We start from the raw sequence: 22,887 nt of genomic DNA, 5'->3' as shown, positions 1-22,887 counted from the left end.
TAGTGGGGGGATAGCCAATTTCTTACAGTTGTGTCAGTCAGTTGTGATTGAAACTGCTGACGGGATAAACAAGCGCCCGGATAACTCCGGGCGCAGGCAGAAAAAGAGCTCGGCGTTGCCAAATTATTGGGCGGGTTTCTCCTTGGCGGTAGCGCTTGAGTCCGGTGCCGTGGAATCGACGGTTATCTGTGGTACCTGCTCTTCAATCAGCTCTCTCAAGGTGGGATAGAACTTGAGCACACCTTCGATAGGCTGAACCTTGGCCTTGGCCAGTGTTCTAATGGGCTGGAACTGCAGATCGGCAACCAGCAGACGGGTATTGTTGCTCTGGCATTTGCGTATCAGTTTGTTCAACGCAGCCATACCACCGGCATCGAGAATGGACACCCCATCCATATAGAGCACTATGACTTGCTTATCCTGGGTCATCTGCGCGATTTCGGCGAAAATGCGCTCCGCCGCGGCAAAAAACAGTGGCCCGTTGATCTTCAGTACTACCCAGTCGTCCGGTAGTGGCCGGTCGATGTAGCGCTTATTGTTGCTGATATCGTAGAGACGGGTCATCTCGGCGATCTCTTTCATAAACAGTAGGGCCGCCAGCATGATCCCGAAGGAGATGGCGATCACCATATCGAACACCACTGTCAGGAAAAAGCAGCTTAAGAATACCCAGATATCGCTGCGCGGCGCGGTTTTCAGCAGTTGCCAGGCCTTGGGGGCTTCGCTCATGTTCCAGGCTACAACCAGCAGCAAGGCCGCCATGGCAGCCATCGGCAGGAAGGACAGTAAGCCGGCCAGTGCCACCAGCCCCAGGAGTACCACCAGGGAGTGGATAATCGCCGATACCGGGCTAAAGGCACCGGCCTTGACGTTGGCCGCGCTGCGGGCAATGGCAGCTGTAGCCGTGATACCGCCAAAGAATGGGGCCACTATATTACCTATCCCCTGGCCAAGCAGTTCGCTGTTGGCGCTGTGACGCTTGCCTGTCATGCCATCGAGCACTACGGCGCAAAGCAGGGATTCGATGGCGCCCAACATGGCGATGGCAAAGGCAGCCGGAGCCAAGGCTTTAATCATCTGCCAGGAAAGCCCCAGAGGTTCGCCATCCGGCCCAGGCTGCAACCAAGGCCACTCAAAGCTCGGCAGGAAGGGTGGAATACCATTGCCTTGGCTGCCATCGGGCAACAGATAATGGAAGCGGCTGCCTATGGTTTCTACTTCTTGCCCCAAATTGCCGAGCAGCAAAGCCAGTAGACTGCCGACAATGATGGCCGGCAGATGCGCCGGCACCGGCAATTTCAGTTTTGGCCACAGCAGCATGACAGCCAGAGTGACCAATGCCACCACTAAGCTGGGAAAATCGGTTTGTGGCAGCGCCAGTGCCAGCACCTGCAGTTTTTCACCGAACTGCTCCGGCATGCTGTCTATGGGCAGACCGAAAAAATCTTTCAGCTGCAAAACTGCGATGACCACACCTATCCCGGCGGTAAAGCCCAGCGTCACCGACTGGGGAATATATTGGATCAGGCGACCAAGGCGCAGCAGCGCCATGGCTATCAGGATAACGCCTGACATCATCCCCGCCATCAACAGGCCGGCGAGGCCAAACTCCTGGGCTATGGGATAGAGCAGCACCACAAAGGCGGCGGTCGGGCCAGAGATTGAGTAGCGTGAGCCGCCGGTGATGGCGATGATAAAGCCGGCTATGATAGCGGTGTAGAGACCATATTGAGGGGCTACGCCACTGGCGATAGCCAATGCCATGGCCAATGGAATGGCGATAATCCCCACAGTGACCCCGGCCATCAGATCCTGGCCAAAGTGCTTTCCACTATAGCCTTCCTTGGCGATGACTTCACGCAGGGCATGGCCCAGGCGCAAAGAAAAGAGTTGGGTTCTGAAATTGCTTATGTGAGGCACGTCGACAGGGCTCCAGAAAATCAAACCGGCTAAAGGCCGGGAAAAAGAGCCGCTATTTTAGGCTTCTGCAAACTCGCCTTGTGTGATGCGTGACTCAAAAGCTAAATTTTAAGCTTTTTTTTGAGCCAAAAGTGTGTTTGGTCGAGGCAGTTGTGCTTCTCACGTTTCCCCATCTCTTTTTCTCTGTCTTGGTCGCTTGGTGTTTCTCCGCCATCATCCAACGGCGCTTTGGCTTATTTGCAAGATTTGTTGGGGACTCAATAACCCTTTTGCTTCTGCTGCCCGTTTGCAATAACAACAGCCGAATAAGGAGAAATGTTATGAAGGCGATAATGTTGCCTGGCAAGTGCAAGGTAAATCAGAAAGGGAAGATGAGGATAAATCAAAGCGCCGCCATTGCCGGGCGCCGCTATCATCTTAGCCTGTTGGCCATCTTAGTTGGCAGTTTGGGGTTGACCGCTTGCCAGCCACAGCAGTCCCATGAGCCAACCAAGGTCGCCAATCAAGCGAGTGAGGCTCAGTCCTCAGAGGTTGAAACTACAGTGCTGCCAAGCAAAGACCCCGGGCAGGATATCGCGAACGCTGTCACCCATGCGCAAGCCCAGAAGTTAGCCGTCAGCGCCGCTGCATCGCCGCGGGCTTTGTACAAGCCGAGTGTCCAGCCAAGAAGCTTGAGCGAGCCCTCTGAATTGACTCTGGCGGATGTGAATTATCCCAGCGCCACAGTGCTTGCCAATGGCTCGGAGGTGTATATCGCCAACGGCATCATGGTGGCGGGCGAAACGCCGTTATCGACCTTTTCCGTCGACGTGGACAGCGGCAGTTACAGCCTGATGCGGCGCAGTATCAACCTGGGAATGTTGCCCCCCAAAGGCACAGTGAGAGTCGAGGAGTTGATTAACTATTTCGACTACAACTACCCACAGCCGGACAAAGGCGAGTCTTTCTCCGTCAGTACTGAGCTGGCACCGTCACCTTACAATGAAGGCAAGATGCTGCTGCGTATCGGGCTTAAGGGCTATGAAGTGCCGGCCAGTCAGATAGGCGCCGCCAACCTGGTGTTCTTGCTGGATGTTTCCGGCTCCATGTCATCGCAGGACAAGTTGCCGCTGCTGAAATCGGCCATCAAAATGCTCAGCGACACGCTCACCTCACAGGACAAGGTGTCGATGGTCGTCTACGCCGGTGAGGCCGGCGTAGTACTGGACGGTATCAATGGCGCCGATAGCGAGAGCTTAGACGCCGCTTTGGCTGAGCTTAAGGCCGCCGGTGGCACCAACGGCGGTGAAGGCATCCAAACAGCTTACCGTTTGGCCCGCAAGCACTTTATCAGTGGCGGGGTAAATCGGGTTCTGCTGGCCACCGATGGCGACTTCAATGTAGGCCTGACCAGCAAGCAGGAGCTGCTGGCGCTGGTTGAACAACAAAAGCAGCAGGGGATTGGCCTGACGACTCTGGGGTTTGGCCTAGGCAACTACCGCGACAGTATGTTGGAGCAGTTGGCGGATAAGGGTAATGGCCAATACGCTTATATCGATACCCTGAACGAGGCTCGTAAAATCCTGGTGGAGCAGCGTAGCGGCACCCTGCTGACCATAGCGTCGGATGTCAAAGTGCAGCTCGAGTTCAACCCGGCGCTGGTGGCCGAGTATCGCCTCATCGGCTATGAAAACCGCGCCCTCAAGCGGGAGGATTTCAACAACGATAAGGTCGACGCCGCCGAAATGGTCGCAGGGCATGTGGTGACGGCCCTGTATGAGCTCAGCCTTACGAATTCAAATAATCTGGCCAACGATGCATTGCGCTATGGTCGCGACCCTGTCAGCGGCAAGGAAAAATATAGCCGTGAAGAGCTTGGCTATCTGAAACTGCGAGCCAAACCGCCCTTGAGTGACAGCAGCAAAGACAGCAAGAGTCAGCTTTATACTCATGCCATTCGCCTGGACTCGGCCCAAAAGTCGCTTGCGCTCGCCAGTGATGATCTGCGCTTTGCCGCGGCGGTAGCCGGGCTTGGGCAACTGCTTAACGGCTCAGTGTATCTGCATGGCTTTGACTGGCGCCGGGTCGCCGAGCTTGCCGATTCGGCCAAGGGCGAGGACCCATACGGTTATCGACATGAGTTTGTCAGCCTGGCTCGCAGCGCTGCACTCTTGGCCGAGCAAGGCGCGCTTAAACCCGGACGCAAAACCGTGGCAGATAAACTCAGCGCCGAACCTATGTCCGAACCCATGCTTGAACTTATGCCAGCCGCCGGATTTAAGCCGCTGGAATAGGGGCATAGGCAAAACTGAGACCCAGAGTCACGCCATTGGGGTTTACAGTCCAATGGCGTGGGGGCAAACTCTCATCCCAATAGCCAATATATAGGCCCGGCCAGGGGAGAGAGAATTTGGAACAGCAAAGGCAAACGGGATTGCCAAGTGGAGAGGATGAGACCTGGATGCTGGCTTATGCCGCCGGAGATGCCCAGGCCTTTGAGCGCCTCTATCTTAAACACAAGGGCGGACTCTATCGGTATTTTGTCCGCCAGTTAAGCGATATGACCTTGGCTGAAGACTTGTATCAGGAAACCTGGAGCCGGGTGATCAAGGCGGCGCAGAGTTATCAACCCAGCGCCAAGTTTACCACCTGGTTGTACCGGATAGCCCACAACCTGCTGATTGACCATGTGCGGGCGGTCAAACCGGTCGACAGTCTCAGCATAGATGGGGATGAGCCTGATGCGCAGGCCAATCTGCTGGGCCCACAAACCGCCGAGCCGGATAGCGAGCTGCTGCGAAGTCGTCAGGTCGCCTGGCTCAAGGAGTGCATCGGCCTCTTGCCCCAGGTGCAGAAGGAAGCCTTCTTGCTGAATCAGGAGTCCGGGCTGACGGCGCAACTGATCAGCGAAGTGGCCGGGGCGACGCTGGAGGCCACCAAGAGCCGGATACGTTATGCCTATCAGAGCCTGCGTGACTGTTTGGGGCGCAAGACCCAGGAGAGCATTGAATGACAGAGAACAAACGCGATGATGCTGCCACGCCAGAGTCGCAGATAGATGCGCTCTATCGTGAAGGTGCTGTCGAGCAGCCGCCCCAGACCTTGGATCAGCAAATTCTGCAGCAGGCGAGGGACAACTGCCGCCAAGCACCAGAGGTGAGCCGTCCGGCGCCCGGTTTCTGGCAAAAGCACAGGTATGGCCTATCCGCCGCGGCATCTGTGATGCTGGTGGCAGGGCTGTTTATTCTTAATCCCGAACTGCGAAACTCATCGACGCCGCAGCTTAGTGCTCCGGTGGAAATAAGCCCGCAGGCAGATAGCGCTGAAGATGCGGCGCAGCCCGCCAGGCTGCAACCTATGGCGGCGCCGCAGCCCATGACCGCCAAGCGAGCGGCACCTCAGGAACAAGCTGTTCAGCAACAGGATATGCCTCCTCAAGAAAGTGCTGCAAAGAATCGCGCCGTGGCAGAGGACACTGTGCAGCAAAGAGCGAGAATGGCCCCCAGGCAGCAACAAGCCCTGGCCGCGTTGCCAAGGGATATCGACGGCCGTTTGGATCTGCTGACAAGTGTCATCGAAGTCGGTGAAATTGAGCAGGCGGCGGTGCTGGTACGAGGCATAGCCGCAGATTATCAACTGACGCTGCCGGATACCTTGGCCAAGATCTTGAGCCCAAACGAAGCGGCCCAGCTGCAACTGAAGCAGCAGTCCTTTATCCATCAGGATACGGCGCCCGAGAGTGCGCAAGCGCTTAATAAGGAGCAGAGCGAGCGCTGGCAAGCCTTGCTTGAGCGTCTCGAGCAGAGTCTCGAAGCCAAAGAGAATCACTGAGGCTAAAGACTGAGCTTAACTTAAAAAGAGTTATCGGGAAGCCAGTCAGTTTCAATCCATCACGGGGCAGGGAGCCTGCCCTCATTTTAATAACAGGAGTTTTTATGTTGACCGCCGATGATGTTATCCAGGCACTCGAGCTTGAGCCCCATGTTGAGGGCGGGTATTTCGGTCGTTCATTCGTCTCGGACAGCCGGTTTGATGACAGCCGTAACCTGTGGACCAGCATCTACTTTATGCTCAAGACGGGTGAAGTGTCCCACCTGCATCAACTGACGGCCGATGAGATGTGGTATTTCCACAGCGGTGAGTCGCTGACCATCTATATGCTCTCCGAGCAGGGTGAACTGACCGAGGCGCAACTCGGGATGGACTTGGCCAAAGGTGAGCGGCCACAGGTCTTGGTGCCCAAAGGCACTATTTTTGGTTCGGCAATGAATAATCCGGGCTATTCGCTGGTAGGTTGTATGGTGGCACCTGGCTTTACCTTCGATGACTTCAAGCTGTTCGGCCGTGATGAACTGCTTGAGCGTTTCCCTGAGCATCAGGCGTTGATAAACCGCCTGACCCGCTAGCGGGCGTTACAAGGTTAAGCTTATTTGAGCCGTCACTTTTAAACCGCTATTTTTGAACCGTCAAATCCCCTGGGGGCAGGTGCCAACCTGCTCCCTGTCATCTTGCGCCTATACTTGAAACATGAGTTGCAGCATAAGTGCTACATGCCCATTGCATAGGTGCTGACTCAAACCTATGTATCTATGGTCATCACTTGTATCTACGGTCGTCACTGTTCGGCTCAAAGGCTTGGACCGACTCAAGTGCTTGGATTGTCCGAAGGGGGTCTGCGTGCGCTGTCTGTGTTGTCTGCTGTTGTTGCTGTTTGCCCTCCCGACATGGGCTAAAGAGTGCCAGCAAGGCCTGACACTGGCCTACAATGATTGGCCTCCTTACGCCTGGACAGACGCTTTTGGCCAGCCGCAGGGACTGGACATTGAGGCCAGCCGTTTGATCAGCGGCAAGGTGGGGTGTCCGCTGAGTATAGAGGCGATACCGGCCAAGCGGGCACATCAGATGTTGAAATCCGGCCGTATTGATCTGCTTGCCGGGGCCACCAAATTGCCACAGCGGCAGCTTTATGCTCACTTCAGCCTGGCTTATCGCAGTGAAGAGGTGCGTATCTTCGTCAAACAGGGGCACCAAGCCGTCACCCAGGTGCGGCAATGGCAGGACGTGTTCTCGCAAAGGCTCAGGCTTATTCTGCCCGGTAACGGTTGGTATGGCGCCGACTATCAGGCATCCAAGCAGCGTTTGAGTCAGGCTTCGCTGTTAATCATCAGCCCCAACGCTTCCCAGGCGGTACAGATGTTGGCCTACGACAGGGGCGATGCGGTAGTGGGTGACTCCCTCTCAGTTCCTTTTATTGCCGGTGAGCAGGAAAAACTGCGGCTGGAGGCGCTGCAACCTGTGTTGGCGCAGGACGGGATCCATCTGATGTTGAGCAAGGTCTCGGTTGATGAAACCTTGCTCGAGCGTTTCAATCTGGCCATTGAGGCACTGGAGGCCGATGGCTCTCTGCCGGCGCTGCGGCGTAAGTGGCAGCAGATCTCCTACGCCAGACTCAGCCTGACGCCGAGCGTCGAGAGCGATCTTCATTTTGGGGATTATCCCCGGGCCCCTTGATGTTGGCTCTTCCCGGAAAAGACAGCGCCATGGAACCCGGGAGTAACAGCAAACAACCCAGGCTGTATGCAAGCAGATCCAGCCAGTCGAAGTGGCTGCCGATAACGATTCGTGCCAGGCGAATATGGCCCAGTCCCAGCTTATCCACTAAGCCAAAGGCCTGGCCAAACTCTATGGCGAAGGCAAATGCCAGTACCAAGGGAAGCAGCAGCCGACTTGCCCTGGGGCTCACGGTTTTAAGGGCGAAAAACATCAATATCACTACCAGCAGATCGCCGATAAACCCGCGGATGAAGCCGGGCGGGGCGTAGCGGGCTATCAATACTTCAATACCGAACAATAAAACTGTGGCCAAGGCAAAATGCCAGCGCTTCAAACCATCGAACCAGGGCACAGGTTTCATTGGGGCTCTCCCGTCAGCAAGTCGGCGTTTTGCTCGGCAAAAAGGTGCATCTGCTCCAGCAGCGGCAACAGTGCCATTCCAAGCGCGCTGAGACGATAGTCGACTCTGGGTGGCACTTCAGGGTAGAGAGTACGGGTAAGTACGCCGTCTTGCTCCAGCTCCTTTAGCTGAGCGGTCAGCACTTTTTGACTGACACCGGGTAGATGCCGTTTTAGGTAGCTGAAGCGCTGTGGCTGCTGTTGCAGCAAGAACAGGATGGCGGGCTTCCATTTGCCGCAGATCAGCCGCAGAACCTGATAGGCCGGGCAGAGAGGGGCTTGCTGATTGAGTGTCATAAGGCTGGGCGCAAGTTACTTTGGGGTAACTATGCCACCAATTTGTGCCTCCTTGTAGCGAACGCGCAGCAGTTTTATGATTTTATCAGGAAGGTCCTCACGGCGCTCTCTTGAAAGAGAGCGGCTAAAACAGTGACAGGCGTTCAAAGCCTATGACTTGTTTGCATCTTCCCTGACATTAATCCGCAAACCAAGGGGAGGGTTGAATGACCACTCTATTGCAAATCGATTTTGAATTTCCCGCCGAAATGATGGGCGATGCCCTGACTGAGCAGGCCAAACCTCTGGCCGAGTCAATTACCCGGGAGCCGGGTTTCATTGCCAAAATCTGGACCGAAAACCCACGCAGCGGCGAGGCCGGTGGCATTTATCTGTTTGAAGATGAAGCCAGCGCCGAAGCTTACGCCTGCATGCACTCACAACGAGTGGCGGCCATGGGCGCCCACAACATACGCATCAGGCTGTTCGATGTGAATGAATCCTTGAGCAAAATTACCCACGGCTGGCCGCTATCAGTTTGATTTTTCAGTATGCCTGCCGACACATTTGCTAAAACTTCTGTCGTCGGCAACAGCTGAATCCCGCTGCTTTCTCTGTTAACTTGTTGGACTCGCAAAACCGCGCTAACAGACTAATAACAGAGATAGAGGCATTCATGAAACTTCGTCACTCCGTGGCCTGCTGTATGCTGGCATTGGGAACTTTGGGCAGTGCAGCCGCCTACGCCGCAGAAGCGGGCCAGGGCTATTACCGTTCGCCCGCGATTCATGACAACACCCTGGTGTTTACTGCCGAAGGGGATATTTGGACTCAGAAGCTCGGGCAGGACAAGGCCGCCCGTTTGACCAGCCTGCCGGCCGAAGAGTTGAATGCCAAGATCTCTGTCGATGGAAAATCGCTGGCGTTTACCGCCAACTATGACGGTGCCCAGGAAGTCTATGTGATCCCCATGAGTGGCGGGATAGCCAAGCGCGTCAGCTTCGAAAACAGCCAGGTACGGCTGCAGGGCTGGACCGCAAATGGCGAAATTCTCTATGCCACAGACAATGCCCAAGGGCCGGCGAATTACTGGGTGCTGCGTTCGGTAAACCCGGATACCCTGACAACCCGTGATCTGCCGCTGGCCGATGCCATAGAAGGCGTGGTTGACCCACAAGGCGAATATGTCTACTTCACCCGTTTTGGGCTGCAAACCACAGGGGATAATGCCAAGGTGTACCGCGGTGGTGCCATGGGCGAACTGTGGCGTTATCAACTGGGGCAGGACAAAGAGGCCGTGCGGCTGGGCAAAGAGCATCAGGGCTCGCTGCGTCATCCCATGCTGTGGCAGGGGCGGGTCTATTTTGTCTCGGATGCCGATGGCAACGCCAACATCTGGTCTATGGCCAGCGATGGCTCAGATCTTAAACAGTTGACTCAATATCGTGATTTCGAAGTGCGCAGCCCCTATCTGGACGGCGGGCGCATAGTGTTCCAGCTGGGCGCCGATATTCACATGTGGGACCTGGCTTCCGGGCAGGAACAGAAGCTGGATCTGCGTCTGGCCTCCGACTTTCCCGAGCGGCGTGAACATTGGGTTAAAGATCCGCTCGATTTTGCCACCAGTGCCAGGCTGGCGCCGGCAGGAGACAAGGTGGTCATCACTGCCCGCAGCCATGTGGCGCTGGCGACTACAGATGGTTCCCGCCTGGTAGAGCTGGACTCGGACGGCAAGCATAGAATGCGCAATGCACTGATGAGTCATGACGGCCGTTGGGTCTATGCCATCTCGGATGCTTCCGGTGAGCAGGAGATCTGGCGTTATCCCGCCGATGGCAGCGCTGGCGCCAAGCAGCTGACCCAAGATGGCAACACATTGAGAATGAGCCTGGAGCTGTCGCCCAATGGGCGTTATTTGGCACATGATGATTATGCCGGTAATTTATGGCTGCTGGATCTCAAAGACGGCAGTAACAAGAAGATAGTGACCAACAACGAAGGTCTTGGCCCCTATGCCGATATCCGTTGGTCGCCGGATAGCCGCTTCCTGGCTTTGACTCGCTCGGAAGTCGGTGCCCAACGAAGCCAGGTGATGCTTTACTCGCTGGAATCCGCCAAGGGCGAGATGCTGACCAGCGACAAATACGAGTCTTTCTCGCCCAGTTTCAGCCCGGATGGTCAGTGGCTCTATTTCCTGTCAAACCGCGAGTTCCAGGCCACTCCATCTTCGCCTTGGGGCGATCGCAACATGGGCCCCGTATTTGACAAGCGTAGCCAAATATTTGCCCTGGCATTGAGTCAGGATGCCCGTTTCCCATTTCAACGTCCCAACGAGCTGCAAGGCGCTGCTGTCGGTGATGAAAAGGCCGTTGACGATAAGCTGAAAGTGGATTGGAAAGGCCTGAAGTCGCGGCTGTGGCAAGTCCCCATCGAGGCGGGCAATTACCAGAAACTGCAGGTGTTGGGCCCGGGTCTCTATCTGCTCGATAGGGATATCACAGGCAAACAGTCGGCGCTCAAGCTGGTGAAGTTTGACCCTTTGAGCCCCAAGTTGGAAACCTTCGCTGATGATGTGCGCGATTATCAACTCTCGGCCGATCAGAGCAAGGTATTGCTGCGTAAGCAGAGCAATCCCAAAGAGATGGTGATAGTGCCAGTGGGTGACAAACTGCCGGGCGATCTCAGCAATGCCGTGGTGCAAACATCCCAGTGGCAACTCGCCATTCAACCGCGTCAGGAGTGGCAGCAGATCTTTGAAGATGCCTGGCTGATGCACAGAGACTCCTTCTTCGACAAGAAGATGCGCGGTGTCGATTGGCAAGCCGCCAAGGCCAAATATCAGCCATTGCTGGACCGGCTTACCGACAGACATGAGCTGAATGACATCTTCACTCAGATGATGGGTGAGCTCGATGCGCTGCACTCTCAAGTGCGCGGCGGTGACTTTGCCAAGGATCCCGACATGCCCAAGGCCGCCGAGCTGGGTGCACGTCTGAGTCAGGTGAAAGATGGTGTCAAGGTAAGTCATATCTATCGCACCGACCCTGAATTGCCGATGCAGGCCTCACCGCTGGCGCGCCCCGGGGTCGATGTCCGTGATGGCGACATCATTACCCATATCAATGGCCGTAAGTTGGCTACCCTGGCGCAGCTCACCTCCATGCTGCGTAATCAGGCCGACAAACAGGTGCTTTTGGGACTCAAGCGCGGTAGCAAGCAGCACAAGGTAATAGTGCAGGCTATCAGCAACCGTGACAATGCCAAACTCAGGTATCTCGATTGGGTCAATGCCAATGCCGATAAGGTGGCCAAGGCCAGCGACGGCAAGATAGGTTATCTGCATCTGTATGCCATGGGCAGTGGTGATATTGAGAGCTTTGCCCGCGAGTTTTACGCCAACTACGACAAGGATGGCCTGGTTATCGATGTGCGCCGCAATCGTGGCGGTAATATCGACAGCTGGATCATTGAAAAGCTGCTGCGTAAGGCATGGGCCTTCTGGCAACCTACAACAGGCGCGCCTTATGTCAACATGCAACAGACGTTCCGCGGCCACCTGGTGGTACTGACGGATCAGTTGACCTATTCCGATGGTGAAACCTTCTCCGCCGGCATAAAGGCGCTGGGACTGGCGCCCTTGGTGGGTAAACAGACGGCGGGTGCCGGGGTTTGGCTCTCGGGGCGCAACAGCCTCACCGACCGGGGCATGGCGCGGGTTGCCGAGTACCCTCAGTATGCCATCGATGGTCGCTGGGTGCTTGAAGGCCGAGGTGTCAGCCCGGATATCGAGGTAGACAACCTGCCGCTGGCAACCTTCAAAGGCAAAGACGCCCAGCTCGAGCGGGCTATCAGTTATCTCAAGGATGAACTGGTACGCGAACCCATACCGGCATTGAATGCTCGCCCCATGCCTCCCAAGGGTGAAGCGGACGATATTAAGTAAGCAGTGATAAAAAACAGGGGATGCATTTTGCATCCCCTGTGCAGGTGTTAGGGTGTTATCGGCCAAGTGGTTCCCAGGCCGGTAGCACCCGTTTTTATTGCTCAGAAATTAATTTCCACTTCGGTATCGGCCGCCAGTGAGTTGGCGATAAAGCAGTTGGCATGTGCCTTTTCGTGGATCTTTTCCAGTGTTTCCCTATCTATCTCAGTGCCTTCGGCAAAAGTGACTTCAGGATTGAGGCTCATGCGGGTCACGGCAATTTTGCCAGACTCCTTCTTGCCGATTTCTGCGGTGGCGTTATCCCGGTAGCTCTCTACCGGTAAGCGCTTCAAGTGAGCTATGGTCAGGAAGGTCAGCATATGGCAGGACGATAATGCCGCCAGCAGACTCTCTTCCGGATTGACCTTGGCTTCATTGCCTTTGTATTCGGGGGCTGCTGATGCCAGCAGTTGTTGGCCTGTACCAAAGTCTATTTGATGATCGCGATTGAACTCTCCCTCGGGCGCCGGGCTGGTTTGCCAGGATACGGTCAGATGAAAACTCAATTGGATGCTCCTTGAGACGGTTTGCAAAGTAGCGGCCACTATAGCCTATTTGCCAAACCCTTGTCTGCCACAGGTCATCACGATTCCACCCGGCTCGATTTTTCTCATTACACCCAAGAGTCATTTCTTATTAACTAATTGTTTTAAATTGAATATTTGTGTTTTTGAACTTTAATGCTTTGGTCTTATCTCTTTGGTCATTCCACCTACTTTAGTCTTGCATCTGTCGTCTGGCGGCGCTATAACAACATTGTGTGTAAACACAATGTTTCAAATGTTAATAAAAATGATATTTCGAGATGGATCGAAATACTGATCAAAGACAAATTGCAGGAGAACATTATGCAGGCATTTTACAAGCCCCTCGCGGCAGCGGTTACCCTGGCGCTGTGCGTTGGTGCACAGGCTGCAGATAACGAACGTTACATCGTTAAGTTCAAGGAGGGGAAAGGCCCCGGCACTATGGCGCAGATGAAGGCCATGGGCGCCAAAATGGAACTGGATCTGTCGGCCCACAACGCCGCCGCCTTTTCCATCCCGGCTCAGGCTCTCAAGGGCCTGGCCAACAATCCCAACGTGGAATATGTCGAAGCGGATGTGAAACGTTTCCCGCTTTCACAGGTAGTGCCTTACGGTATTCCCATGGTACAGGCCGACCAACTCAGCGATGCCCAGACCGGTAATATGAAGGTCTGTATCATAGACTCAGGTTACCAGTTGGCCCATGAAGATCTGTCGGGCAACAATGTCGATGGCACCAATGATCCCGGTACCGGTAACTGGTACACAGATGAAAACCATCATGGTACCCATGTGGCCGGGACGATTGCCGCACTCAACAATGGGGTTGGTGTGGTTGGCGTAAACCCCAACGGCAATCTTAACTTGCACATTATCAAGGTGTTTAATGCCGATGGCTGGGGCTACTCATCCGGCCTGGTTGCCGCGCTGGACAAGTGTGAGCAGGCCGGCGCCAAGGTAATCAACATGAGTCTGGGTGGCAGCTTGAAGAGCCGCACCGAGGACAGCGCCTTTGCCGCCGCCGACAGCCGCGGCATTCTGAGTATTGCCGCCGCCGGTAACGACGGTAATACCCGTCACTCTTATCCGGCATCTTATAACTCTGTGGTGTCGGTTGCCGCAGTGGATGCCAACAAGCAGCATGCGGATTTCTCACAACGTACCAGTCAGGTTGAACTCTCCGGCCCGGGTGTCGGCGTGCTTTCCTCCGTGCCTATGGGCACTGCGCTGGTGGCTGCGGCCACAGTGGCCGGCAATGGTTACGAAGCCATAGGTATGGAAGGCTCACCTACAGATAGCGCCGCCGGTACTCTGGCTGACTGCGGCACAGGTGAGAGCCAGTGTGATGCCGCCGGTAAGGTGTGTTTAATTCAACGCGGTAATATCGCCTTCTCCGACAAGGTGCTTGCCTGTGAAAATGGCGGTGGTGTTGCGGCCATTATCTACAACAATGAGCCGGGGGCCTTAAACGGGACTCTGGGTGAGGTGGTTACCGCCATTCCGTCTGTGGGTGTGAGTGATACTGATGGTGCGGCCATGTTGGCGGCAGTTGGCAGCAATGCCAGCGTTGATATCGGCGCGGGTAACTATGCTTACTTCGACGGTACTTCGATGGCGACACCTCATGTGGCTGGGGTTGCGGCCTTGGTGTGGAGTCATTTCCCTCAGTGCAGCAACAGTGACATTCGTGCGGCATTACGTGCCACCGCCGAAGATCTCGGTGCTGTCGGCCGTGATGATGAGACAGGTTACGGTCTGGTGCAGGCCAAGGATGCAGTGGATTACCTGACCGCCAACGGTTGCTCAGGCGGTGGTACCGGCGGTGGCGGTGACACTGGTGGTTGTAAGGGCAAAGGCTGTAAGAGCCCTAAAAATCCTCGCTGATTGCTGGCTTTATTTTGAGATACGCACTAAAAAGCGCTGCAGTTGCAGCGCTTTTTCATGGCAGAGTTTGAGCCAAAATTGGTTAGATAAACCAACCCACAACAAAAACAACCGGCGACAACATAAGCGCTTTAGGCAGACTGCGACCGAGATAGCTGAGCTGCAAAACCACAGGCAGGGCAGCCAGCGTCATCAGGCCGAAAAACAGTATGCTGCCATAACCCCAGCCATACCCCATGCCACAAAGTACAAAGCTTGCCAGCAGGGCCAACCAACCGCCCGCATACAGCAGGCGGCTTTCCAGAGTTTTGGGAGCGCGCCCTATGGCTTCACGGAAATGACCGAACATGGACATGGCCAGCAGGCCAAAGGCGAGATAAGTCAACGCAATAAGTGCAATCATCATCCGCGCACCGCCTGAAGTTTTTGGGCCTTGGCCGTTTGTTTCATTGGCTGCCTCCCCAAACGCTTGAAGGCAAATAAGCCAAGGGCTGCGAAGGCCAGCGCCAGCAGATCAAATCCCGCCAATTGCCACTGACCGGCCGCGAGGTTACTCAGCAGGTTGGCTGGCGAGGTCAGAGCGTTCAGCAGCGGCAAGAACGCCAGTGCAGCTGTCAGCGCCGCCAGTTGAGCGCGCCACATGGCTCTGTCTCTGCGCCAGATAGCCAGCAAGCCACTGATCACCAGCAGAATAAAGAAACTGTGAACCTCCCATTGACTGCGGCCAGGCAAAGATGCCGGCAGCAGGCGATTGGCATAGAAAAAGGCCACTGTACCCAGTGGCAGACCGAGGATAAACATCAGGTTCAGCGTTTCCACCAGGCGCAGACCCAGGCTGGGCTTGGCGCCCTGACTGATGGCTTTTTGTTGTTTCTGGCGAATCTTTACCGCCCACATCAAGGTGCCGCTGGCTATCATCACGCAGCCGCTCAGCCCCAGAAGGAAGAAGAGCCCCCGCAGTGCGGTGCCGGAGAAACGGGCGGTGTGCAAGGACATCATGGCGTCGTGAGTCGCCTTGGCGGCGCTGATGTCATTGTCCGCGCTGTAGAGAAGCTCGCCATCAGTACCGCTGAACACCATAAACAGCTCCCGTTCTGTGACCTGCTCGCCTGTGTTGAAAGTGACCATGACCCGGCTGTTGGCATCATCCGGGTTGATCACTGACACCGACTTGAGCGGCAGTTCGGCAAAGGTTTGCTGCACCTTGGGCAGGAAGCTTGCCAGTGGCAATTGAGGCGCGGCTTCATTGGCGGCAGCTATGCGGGTAAAGCTGCTGCCGGGACGGGCTTCATTGATAAATTCCCGGCGGTCACTGTCATAGTTGACCAATATGCCCCAAGGCATATAGATGATCATCAGGGTGATAAGCCCGGTATAAGTGATCATCAGATGAAACGGCAGCGCCAGTACCGAACTGACATTATGGGCATCGAGCCAGGAACGGCTACCCTTGCCGGGACGGAAGCTGAAGAAGTCCTTGAAGATGCGCTTATGGATCACTATTCCTGAGATGATCGCCAGCAACATAAACATGGTGCAGAAACCGACAATCCAGCGTGCCGTGATGGCAGAGATATAGTGCAGATCGAAATGCAGGCGGTAAAAGAAGTTACCGCCGCGGCTCTCCCGCACTTCAGTCACATAGCCGCTATTATCGGCCTTGACTAGATGTTCACTGAAGGCGCCGCGGCGCTGCCCCGGCTCCGGCGGCTGTTGCCAGCCATAACTCAACATGGGGTGGCGCTCTGTGGGGAATTCAATCAGCCAGCGCTGGGCGTTGACCGCATTCTGCCTGAGATAATCCTCGCCCTGACTCAATTGCTCAGCAAGGCGGGTGTTATCGTAGGATTGGAACACCTCCTTGTGCAGCTCGGGCTGATTCCACAGGCTGATTTCATGGCGATAGTAGCTCAGGGTTCCGGCAAAAAACACCAGTAGCAGCACCCAACATACCAGCAGACCCACCCAGGTGTGGAGCCAGGTCATGGTTCGGAAAAAACTGTCTTTCATCTCAAACCCCCAGCAGTTTCAGCATGCCAAACAAGGCGGCTGCCAGCAGCAGGAGTTCTTGCCAGGCCCGCAAACTGCGTTTGACGCAAAATACCCTGATAACCACCATGGCGTAGATCAGAAAAGACAGCATCATGGCACTCACTGTACTGTCGATACGGCTCATAGGCAGGCTCACAGCCAACAGGGCACAGGCCAAAGACGCGATAAGATAACCGCCAACAATAGATGCCAGCGCCCGGCTGATAATGGTCAGGGCTTGGGGATAGCGCCTGGGAAACTGTAACAGAGATAGAGATTTCATGATTGCTGCGGATAGTCATTGACCACCAAGGGAAACAGATGCGCTGATTCTAGCTTAATAATAATTAATGATAAACATTACCATTCGTGTTTTACCTGTAAATAACGCCTGTATCGAACCGGCAGTTGACTTGATACAGAAGGGGCTGGAAATACTGAACTGAATTAAAACAGGCCAATGACCGGCGATAAAAACAGCACTAAACAGGGAACAAGATGAACTCTGGATTAATTTTGACCATACAAGAGCAGAATGAGGCACTGATCGAGCTTTATTTGAACATTGGCCCTTGTGTTTTACGCTGAAAGCCCCAAGCTCTATAAGTGAATCAGCAGAAAAAAGGAAAACCTATGAAAATTCAGCTTTCAGGTCATCATGTTGAAGTCACAGCAGCAGTACGTAGCCATATCGAAGAGAAGTTTTCCAAAATCGCCAAGCATTTCCCCAGCCTGTTAGGCTTGGACATCATCATTGCCAAAGAGCATGGCGTACATCAGGTTGATATTCGAACCAATTACGAGGGGGTGGCAGTCGCGGCCTCCGGCAAGAACGAAGTCATGTATCCGGCCATCGCCGAAGCAGGCAAAAAACTGGAAGCGGCGCTCAAGCACAGAAAGGGGCAACTCAAGGCCGATCTTCATGAAAAACCCGAGGTGACCACCCCGGAAATTGCCCACGAGATTATCCAGGAAATGGAACTGCGTTAATTCAAGTGCATTAACATTTACGTAGAAATAAAAAGGGACCATCAGGTCCCTTTTTATGTTTCAAAGCCTTGGTCTTATTCGATGATCTCGGCGTTGTGATAGACATTTTGCACGTCATCACAGTCTTCCAGTGCGGCAATAAACTTGTCGAACTGGGCGACATCTTCACCGGACACTTCCACCATGTTCTGTGGTACGAAAGTGATCTCTTCCATCTCAAAGTTGACCTCGGGGAAGGCTTCCAGCAATGCCGTCTTGGCCTTGTAGAACTCGGTGTTGGGGGCGTAGACACTGATCATGCCGTCTTCCAACTCGACATCGGCAACATCGACATCGGCCATCATCAGGGCCTCGAGCACCACTTCATCATCTTCACCGGGGAAGACAAATACCGCCTGGTGATCGAACATGTGGGCCACAGTGCCTGGACCACCCAGCTTGGCATCATTCTTCACAAAGGCCTGACGAACCTCGGTGAAGGTGCGCTTGCCGTTGTCGGTCAGACAGTCAACAATCACCATGCAGTTACCCGGGCCGAAACCTTCATAGCGGGCAGTATCATAGTCTTCACCGCCACCACCTTTGGCCTTGTCGATAGCCCGGTCAATAACGTGTGCCGGTACCTGATCTTTCTTGGCGCGTTCAATCAGGCGCCGCAGTGCCAGGTTACCGTCGGGATCGACACCGCCACCCTTGGCACACACGTAGATCTCTTTACCGTAACGGGAGTAGACCTTGGTCTTCTGTGCGGCCGTCTTGGCCATGGATTCCTTGCGGTTTTGATATGCTCTGCCCATCTTTGCAATGTCTCATCAATGCGTTGAAAAAGAGTGGCAGATTCTAGCAGCTTTCCCGCACTAAATGCACCTGTCCGCCCGCTGGGCTGCCGGCAGTGTGAAGCCACGCCTGATCATGCTTACCGTCTCCCGCCGCAGAAGCTCATTACCTCACTATAGACTTATGTCCAATTCGGCAGAGCGCCGTGCTTTGGGTTATGCTGAAAAACTCAAGGATCCCTTGTTTGGCACAAACCAACAATAAGGATAGGAAGGGAGGCTGCATGTCTGAGGAAAACCGTATTTTGCCTATGCTGGCAGGGTTGCTGCTCGGCGCGCTGGCGCTGGGTTGCGCTCAGCTGGCTTTAAGTGCCGACAATCTATTGCTTTCACTGCTTGGATGGAGTCTTGCGCTTATTGGCCCTGTATTGGCGCTGCGCTGGGCTTCCCGCCCTGTGGCCCAAGGCGCCAAGCAGACATCCGGTGAGGGCGCAGGTGATGAAAAGGCGGCGCAGCAACTGGGCCGGGATGCAAGCCGTATCGCTATCGGCGCTGCCGAAGTGTCTCACTTTGTTGACCAACTCAAGTTCACTCTGGACTCCAGCGGTCAGCAAGCCGGGCAAATTGCCGTGGCGGCCAGTCAGCTGAGTCATACCACCGTGGCTTTGAGCGAACATGCCGAAGTGGTGCTCAATCAGGCACAGGCATCCCGCAGTGTCAGCATGGAAGGGCGCCAGTATGCCGCCAAAGGTTTTCGTGCGGTTGAAGCCTTGAGTCAGGATGTCGACAAGGCCGCCTCCGGCGTGGGGCAACTCAAGGCGCAGGCCGATGCCATAGGCAAAATCACCGAAGTGATTGACAGTGTTGCCGCCCAGACCAATCTGTTGGCGCTTAATGCCGCCATTGAAGCCGCCAGGGCCGGAGAGGCGGGTAGAGGCTTTGCCGTGGTGGCCGATGAGGTGCGCAGTCTGGCGGCCAAGACCGCAGAGGCTACCCAGAACATTGCCGCCATGTTGACTCAAATTAGAGAGCTGACCGATGGCACCTCACAGCTAATGAATCAGGTGGTTAGCCAAACGGCCGGCGCCGTGGATGCCATGAATTCACTGGAGCAGAGGTTTGACAGTATCGCTTCGGGTGTCGAGGATTCGGCGCAGGCGTTGGAGCAGATTGAGGCGGCTTTACGTGAATATCGCGGCACTACGGCGGATATTTCCAATGCCATTACCCATATCAGCGAGTCGCTGACAGATACAGGTCGCCGCAGCGAGCAGATCTCCCGTCAGGCCTTCGGGCTGTCGCAGACCACAGAGGGAATGTTCCGGGCGCTTTCGCATTGGGATACCGGCAGTTTCGATCAGCTTATTCTCAAAGAAGCGCAGCAGGCCGCCAAGGCTTGCGGCCAGGCGCTGGAGCGCGGGTTGGCGGAAGGCAAGTTTACTGAGCAGCAGCTGTTTTCGCCGCAATATCGGCCGATAGCAGCGACAGAGCCACCCAAATACAACACCGCCTTTGACGGTTTTACCGACAAGCACTTTCCGGCCTTGCAGGAGCCGATACTGGAGCGTCACCGGGAGGTGATTTACGCCGGTGCGGTCGATAAGAAGGGCTACTTTCCGACTCACAATCAGCGTTTTTGCCAGCCGCTGACCGGTGATAGGGAGCGGGATATGCTGCAAAACCGCACCAAGAGATTGTTCAACGACCCAACTGGGATCCGCTGCGGCCAGCACACAGAGCCGGTGCTGCTGCAGACCTACAAGCGTGACACGGGTGAGGTGATGCACGATCTCTCTGTGCCCATCTATGTTAAGGGCAAACACTGGGGTGGCTTTCGGATAGGCTTCAAGGCCCAGTGATGCTGCGGTGCGACTGCGTCTTGGGCTCTCAAGGCTTGCGGCCGGCTCAGAGACTCAGATGCTCAAACAGCTCTGTGGCCAGGGCACTGAGTTCATCGGCGCTCGGATGAGTATGGGCATAAGTGCGCAGGCCATAAATACCCATCATCAGAAACCGGGTCAGCTGCGCCGGATCTTTATCGGCGGCCAGTTCACCTTGCACCTGGGCCTGCTGCAGTATCTGCTGCAACGCCGTTTGCCATTGCTGTAGATGTTGGCTCACTCTCTGTTGTACAGCCAGATCTTGCTCACCCACTTCGCTCAAGGCTTTGACCAAAAGGCAGGCCTGGCTGGCATCACAGCTGAGGCACTCGCTGACTATGTTGTCCAGATAACGCCGCAGGCACTCGAGTCGTGACCCCTCGGCCGGGAAAAAGCCCTGCAACTGCTGCTCGCGATCGGCGTGGTACTGGTCAATCGCCGCCAGAAACAGCCCGTGCTTATTGTCGAAGGCACAATAGATAGACCCCGGATGCAAGCCGGTTGCCCGGGTCAGATCCTGCATACTCGTCTTGCTGTAACCCTTGGCCATAAAGGCATTCATGGCGCTGCGCAGCACTTTCTCGCGATCGAATTCGGCGTTTCTCATAAGATGATTTCCCACAGTGATGCGCCGAGTTTACTGCAATTTGAATATTTGTTCAAAAAAGGCTTGAATGATCATTCAACAATCTTTATCTTGAACGAACATTCAAATAGGGGCTCAGCTCCTCAGGCTCTGAATAAGGCGAATGCCAGTGACTGAGCCGTTAACTCGCCAAGGGCAGGAACCATGTACCAGAACTTGTTTGAACAGTATCGTCTCAATGACAGCATCACACTCAATAACCGCTTTATGATGGCGCCGCTCACCCGTTGTATGGCCGATGCCGATTTGGTGCCGACCGATGCCATGTTGGCTTACTACGCCCGCCGCGCCGAGGCTGGGCTGATCATCAGTGAAGCCACCATCATTCGCCCGGATGGGCAGGGCTACCCCAACACTCCTGGGATCTTTACCCAGACTCAGATTGCCGGTTGGCGCCGGGTGACAGATGCCGTGCATGAAAAGGGCGGTAAGATTTTTGCCCAGCTGTGGCACACAGGCAGGGTCGCGCATCCGCACTTCTTTAATGGTGAACATGTGTTGGCACCATCTGCCGTGGGCGTTGAAGGTACAGTGCCGAGAATGCGCGAGCTGAGTTACCAAACTCCAAAGGCGGCCAGCAAGGCCGAGATTGCCGAACTGGTGCGTGATTACGCCAAGGCGGCAGAAAACGCCATTGAGGCCGGTTTCGATGGTGTGGAGATCCACGGTGCCAACGGTTATCTCATCGATCAGTTCCTGCATTACGACAGCAACCGACGTGAAGATGAGTACGGTCAAACGCCTGAAAACATGAGTCGCTTTGCCCTGGAAGTAGTGGATGCCACCATAGCCGCCATAGGTGCAGATCGCACGGCGCTGCGTTTGTCACCCGGGGCATACTTCAATATGAGTGCCGATCCACGTGACCGTCAGGTGTTCGATTATCTGCTCGCCGAGCTTGGCTCCCGCCGATTGGCCTATCTGCATGAGGGCATGTTTGACGACAACATGCACTTCGACTTCCTCGATGGCCGGGTATCGGACTACATGCGCCGTCACTACCAGGGAAATCTGGTGGGTGTGGGTGGTTACAGCCCGGAAACGGCCGCCGAGGCGATTGCTGCCGGGCGTTTTGATCTGGTCGCCATAGGCCGCCCCTTTATTGCTAACCCTGACTATATCGCCAAGGTTCGCAGCGGCGAGAGCCTTCAGGATTACTCGGATGAGATGCTGGCCACTCTCGACTGAAACAAGGCATTCCGGCCAGAGTCCCCTTAACCCGCTTAGCCATGGCGCCATCGAGATGCAGTATTGGCGGCGCCTGGCGTCCTTGTAGAATTGCCCCATATTTGGCGAGTATTTTGGCATACTCGCCGTTTTTTTTGATTGTCTCCAGCCCTTGATTGAACTCGGCAATCAACTCTGCGCCATGGGGATGAAGGCGACTGGTGCTCAGGTGCAGGTTGCGGATATCCAGTGGCGGACCGGTAAAGTCGAAGCTATCTTCCTGTTGCAGACGCCAGAATGTATCTGTGGCGACAATCTCATCCTCCAGAGTCAAATCCAGACGACCCACTGCCAACATCTTCAGATTGGACTCCAGACTGTTGTTGGGCACGCGAATAAAATCGCTCGCGGCGCGAAAACCGGTTTGATAGCTGTATCCGCGTACCACGCCGATTCTTTTCCCCTTGAGGCTGTCGAGATCTGTGTATTCAAAGGGATCACCACGGCGCTTGATGAAACGCTGGCGATTTTGCAGATAGGGCTCGGAAAACAGCAGCACTTGCTCTCGCTCCGGTGTATGCCAGGTGGCCAGCAGCAGATCGGTTTTGGCCTCTTTAACCGATCTCAGTGCCCTGGCCCAGGGCTTTAACTCCACCTGCAAGCGATAACAGTGAACCGCCAGGGCGCTCTGAACTATTTCCAGTGCCAAACCGGCTTTGCCATCGGCCTCAATAAAAGGGGGCCAGGGATCATTGGTCAGTGTCAGATGCAGCGGTACTGCCGGTTCAGAAGTCGAAGGGGATGCTGGATTACAGTTGGCGCAAGCCAGCCATGGCTGTAGCAGAAACAGCAGAGCAAATACCCAAGTCAGTTTCAT

The 22,887-nt window shown here is 55.1% G+C and carries 21 protein-coding genes; 11 read left to right on the top strand and 10 right to left on the bottom strand.

Going from position 1 to position 22,887, the window contains the following annotated elements; translation table 11 throughout:
- Positions 1 to 123: 123 nt before the first annotated feature.
- Positions 124 to 1,920, bottom strand: a complete 1,797-nt coding sequence (gene dauA, locus ON072_RS07595) for a C4-dicarboxylic acid transporter DauA (protein WP_101059793.1) — start codon at positions 1,918 to 1,920, stop codon at positions 124 to 126.
- A 371-nt stretch (positions 1,921 to 2,291) separates the two neighbouring features.
- Here dauA and ON072_RS07590 point away from each other — a divergent pair, with 371 nt between their 5' ends.
- The 5 genes from ON072_RS07590 to ON072_RS07570 all read left to right on the top strand — a co-directional run bounded on the left by ON072_RS07590 (position 2,292) and on the right by ON072_RS07570 (position 7,410).
- Positions 2,292 to 4,193 (top strand): vWA domain-containing protein, encoded by a 1,902-nt coding sequence (locus tag ON072_RS07590; RefSeq protein ID WP_261753000.1) that lies wholly within the window; start codon positions 2,292 to 2,294, stop codon positions 4,191 to 4,193.
- A 167-nt stretch (positions 4,194 to 4,360) separates the two neighbouring features.
- Positions 4,361 to 4,912, top strand: coding sequence for a sigma-70 family RNA polymerase sigma factor (locus tag ON072_RS07585; protein WP_096142720.1), 552 nt, complete (start codon positions 4,361 to 4,363; stop codon positions 4,910 to 4,912).
- Positions 4,909 to 5,730, top strand: coding sequence for a hypothetical protein (locus ON072_RS07580; RefSeq protein ID WP_144224683.1), 822 nt, complete (start codon positions 4,909 to 4,911; stop codon positions 5,728 to 5,730). Before ON072_RS07585 ends, ON072_RS07580 begins: the two co-directional genes overlap by 4 nt.
- A 104-nt stretch (positions 5,731 to 5,834) precedes the next feature.
- Entirely contained in the window at positions 5,835 to 6,305 is a 471-nt protein-coding gene (locus ON072_RS07575) for a cupin domain-containing protein (protein ID WP_028781541.1), read from the top strand.
- A 271-nt stretch (positions 6,306 to 6,576) separates the two neighbouring features.
- Complete coding sequence (locus tag ON072_RS07570; protein WP_157824673.1) at positions 6,577 to 7,410, top strand: substrate-binding periplasmic protein; 834 nt, start codon at positions 6,577 to 6,579, stop codon at positions 7,408 to 7,410.
- On the opposite strand, the gene ON072_RS07565 is transcribed toward ON072_RS07570, so the two are convergent.
- Together ON072_RS07565 and ON072_RS07560 are read right to left on the bottom strand one after the other, a co-directional pair.
- On the bottom strand, positions 7,349 to 7,813 hold the full coding sequence (locus tag ON072_RS07565; RefSeq protein ID WP_261752999.1) for a ribosomal maturation YjgA family protein: 465 nt from the start codon (positions 7,811 to 7,813) through the stop codon (positions 7,349 to 7,351). The two genes, ON072_RS07570 and ON072_RS07565, sit on opposite strands and share 62 nt — an antisense overlap.
- A complete protein-coding gene (locus tag ON072_RS07560; RefSeq protein ID WP_071239225.1) occupies positions 7,810 to 8,148 on the bottom strand; it encodes a winged helix-turn-helix transcriptional regulator in 339 nt (112 codons plus the stop codon). The genes ON072_RS07565 and ON072_RS07560 overlap by 4 nt, the downstream gene beginning before the upstream one ends.
- A gap of 206 nt (positions 8,149 to 8,354) precedes the next feature.
- On the opposite strand from ON072_RS07560, the gene ON072_RS07555 reads away from it, so the two are divergent.
- Positions 8,355 to 8,669, top strand: a complete 315-nt coding sequence (locus ON072_RS07555; protein WP_025010933.1) for a monooxygenase — start codon at positions 8,355 to 8,357, stop codon at positions 8,667 to 8,669.
- 134 nt (positions 8,670 to 8,803) lie between these two features.
- Positions 8,804 to 12,070, top strand: a complete 3,267-nt coding sequence (locus ON072_RS07550) for a S41 family peptidase (protein ID WP_261752997.1) — start codon at positions 8,804 to 8,806, stop codon at positions 12,068 to 12,070.
- A gap of 101 nt (positions 12,071 to 12,171) precedes the next feature.
- On the opposite strand, the gene ON072_RS07545 is transcribed toward ON072_RS07550, so the two are convergent.
- Positions 12,172 to 12,615 (bottom strand): OsmC family protein, encoded by a 444-nt coding sequence (locus ON072_RS07545; protein ID WP_028781544.1) that lies wholly within the window; start codon positions 12,613 to 12,615, stop codon positions 12,172 to 12,174.
- A gap of 342 nt (positions 12,616 to 12,957) precedes the next feature.
- Between ON072_RS07545 and ON072_RS07540 the strand changes: the two genes are divergently transcribed.
- Complete coding sequence (locus tag ON072_RS07540; protein ID WP_261752996.1) at positions 12,958 to 14,520, top strand: S8 family serine peptidase; 1,563 nt, start codon at positions 12,958 to 12,960, stop codon at positions 14,518 to 14,520.
- Positions 14,521 to 14,602: 82 nt separating this feature from the next.
- Here the strand turns inward: ON072_RS07540 and ON072_RS07535 are convergent, their stop codons facing one another.
- From ON072_RS07535 to ON072_RS07525, 3 genes are read right to left on the bottom strand one after another with little or no spacing between them, the layout of a single operon-like run.
- Positions 14,603 to 14,926 (bottom strand): DUF3325 domain-containing protein, encoded by a 324-nt coding sequence (locus ON072_RS07535; protein WP_261752995.1) that lies wholly within the window; start codon positions 14,924 to 14,926, stop codon positions 14,603 to 14,605.
- Positions 14,923 to 16,530: a PepSY-associated TM helix domain-containing protein gene (locus tag ON072_RS07530; protein WP_261752994.1), complete on the bottom strand. Its 1,608-nt coding sequence runs from the start codon at positions 16,528 to 16,530 to the stop codon at positions 14,923 to 14,925. The genes ON072_RS07535 and ON072_RS07530 overlap by 4 nt, the downstream gene beginning before the upstream one ends.
- A gap of 1 nt (position 16,531) precedes the next feature.
- Positions 16,532 to 16,834, bottom strand: coding sequence for a DUF3649 domain-containing protein (locus tag ON072_RS07525; RefSeq protein WP_025010929.1), 303 nt, complete (start codon positions 16,832 to 16,834; stop codon positions 16,532 to 16,534).
- Between the two features lie 350 nt (positions 16,835 to 17,184).
- On the opposite strand from ON072_RS07525, the gene hpf reads away from it, so the two are divergent.
- Positions 17,185 to 17,541 carry a ribosome hibernation-promoting factor, HPF/YfiA family gene (gene hpf / locus ON072_RS07520; protein ID WP_025010928.1) on the top strand — a complete coding sequence of 119 codons (357 nt, stop codon included), beginning with the start codon at positions 17,185 to 17,187 and terminating at the stop codon, positions 17,539 to 17,541.
- A 74-nt stretch (positions 17,542 to 17,615) separates the two neighbouring features.
- Here hpf and ON072_RS07515 read toward each other — a convergent pair whose 3' ends face one another.
- A complete protein-coding gene (locus ON072_RS07515) occupies positions 17,616 to 18,338 on the bottom strand; it encodes a YebC/PmpR family DNA-binding transcriptional regulator (RefSeq protein WP_025010927.1) in 723 nt (240 codons plus the stop codon).
- 263 nt (positions 18,339 to 18,601) lie between these two features.
- Between ON072_RS07515 and ON072_RS07510 the strand changes: the two genes are divergently transcribed.
- Positions 18,602 to 20,176: a methyl-accepting chemotaxis protein gene (locus ON072_RS07510; RefSeq protein ID WP_234503122.1), complete on the top strand. Its 1,575-nt coding sequence runs from the start codon at positions 18,602 to 18,604 to the stop codon at positions 20,174 to 20,176.
- 46 nt (positions 20,177 to 20,222) lie between these two features.
- Here the strand turns inward: ON072_RS07510 and ON072_RS07505 are convergent, their stop codons facing one another.
- Positions 20,223 to 20,804: a TetR/AcrR family transcriptional regulator gene (locus ON072_RS07505; protein ID WP_028781551.1), complete on the bottom strand. Its 582-nt coding sequence runs from the start codon at positions 20,802 to 20,804 to the stop codon at positions 20,223 to 20,225.
- Between the two features lie 183 nt (positions 20,805 to 20,987).
- On the opposite strand from ON072_RS07505, the gene ON072_RS07500 reads away from it, so the two are divergent.
- Positions 20,988 to 22,031, top strand: coding sequence for an alkene reductase (locus ON072_RS07500; protein WP_144224674.1), 1,044 nt, complete (start codon positions 20,988 to 20,990; stop codon positions 22,029 to 22,031).
- Here the strand turns inward: ON072_RS07500 and ON072_RS07495 are convergent.
- Complete coding sequence (locus tag ON072_RS07495) at positions 21,949 to 22,887, bottom strand: substrate-binding periplasmic protein (RefSeq protein ID WP_144224672.1); 939 nt, start codon at positions 22,885 to 22,887, stop codon at positions 21,949 to 21,951. The two genes, ON072_RS07500 and ON072_RS07495, sit on opposite strands and share 83 nt — an antisense overlap.

Source organism: Shewanella sp. K8 (assembly GCF_028823715.1).
Lineage (GTDB): Bacteria > Pseudomonadota > Gammaproteobacteria > Enterobacterales > Shewanellaceae > Shewanella > Shewanella algae.
Note: the sequence above shows the minus strand (reverse complement) of the source record. Positions and strands in the feature narration are given on the sequence as shown.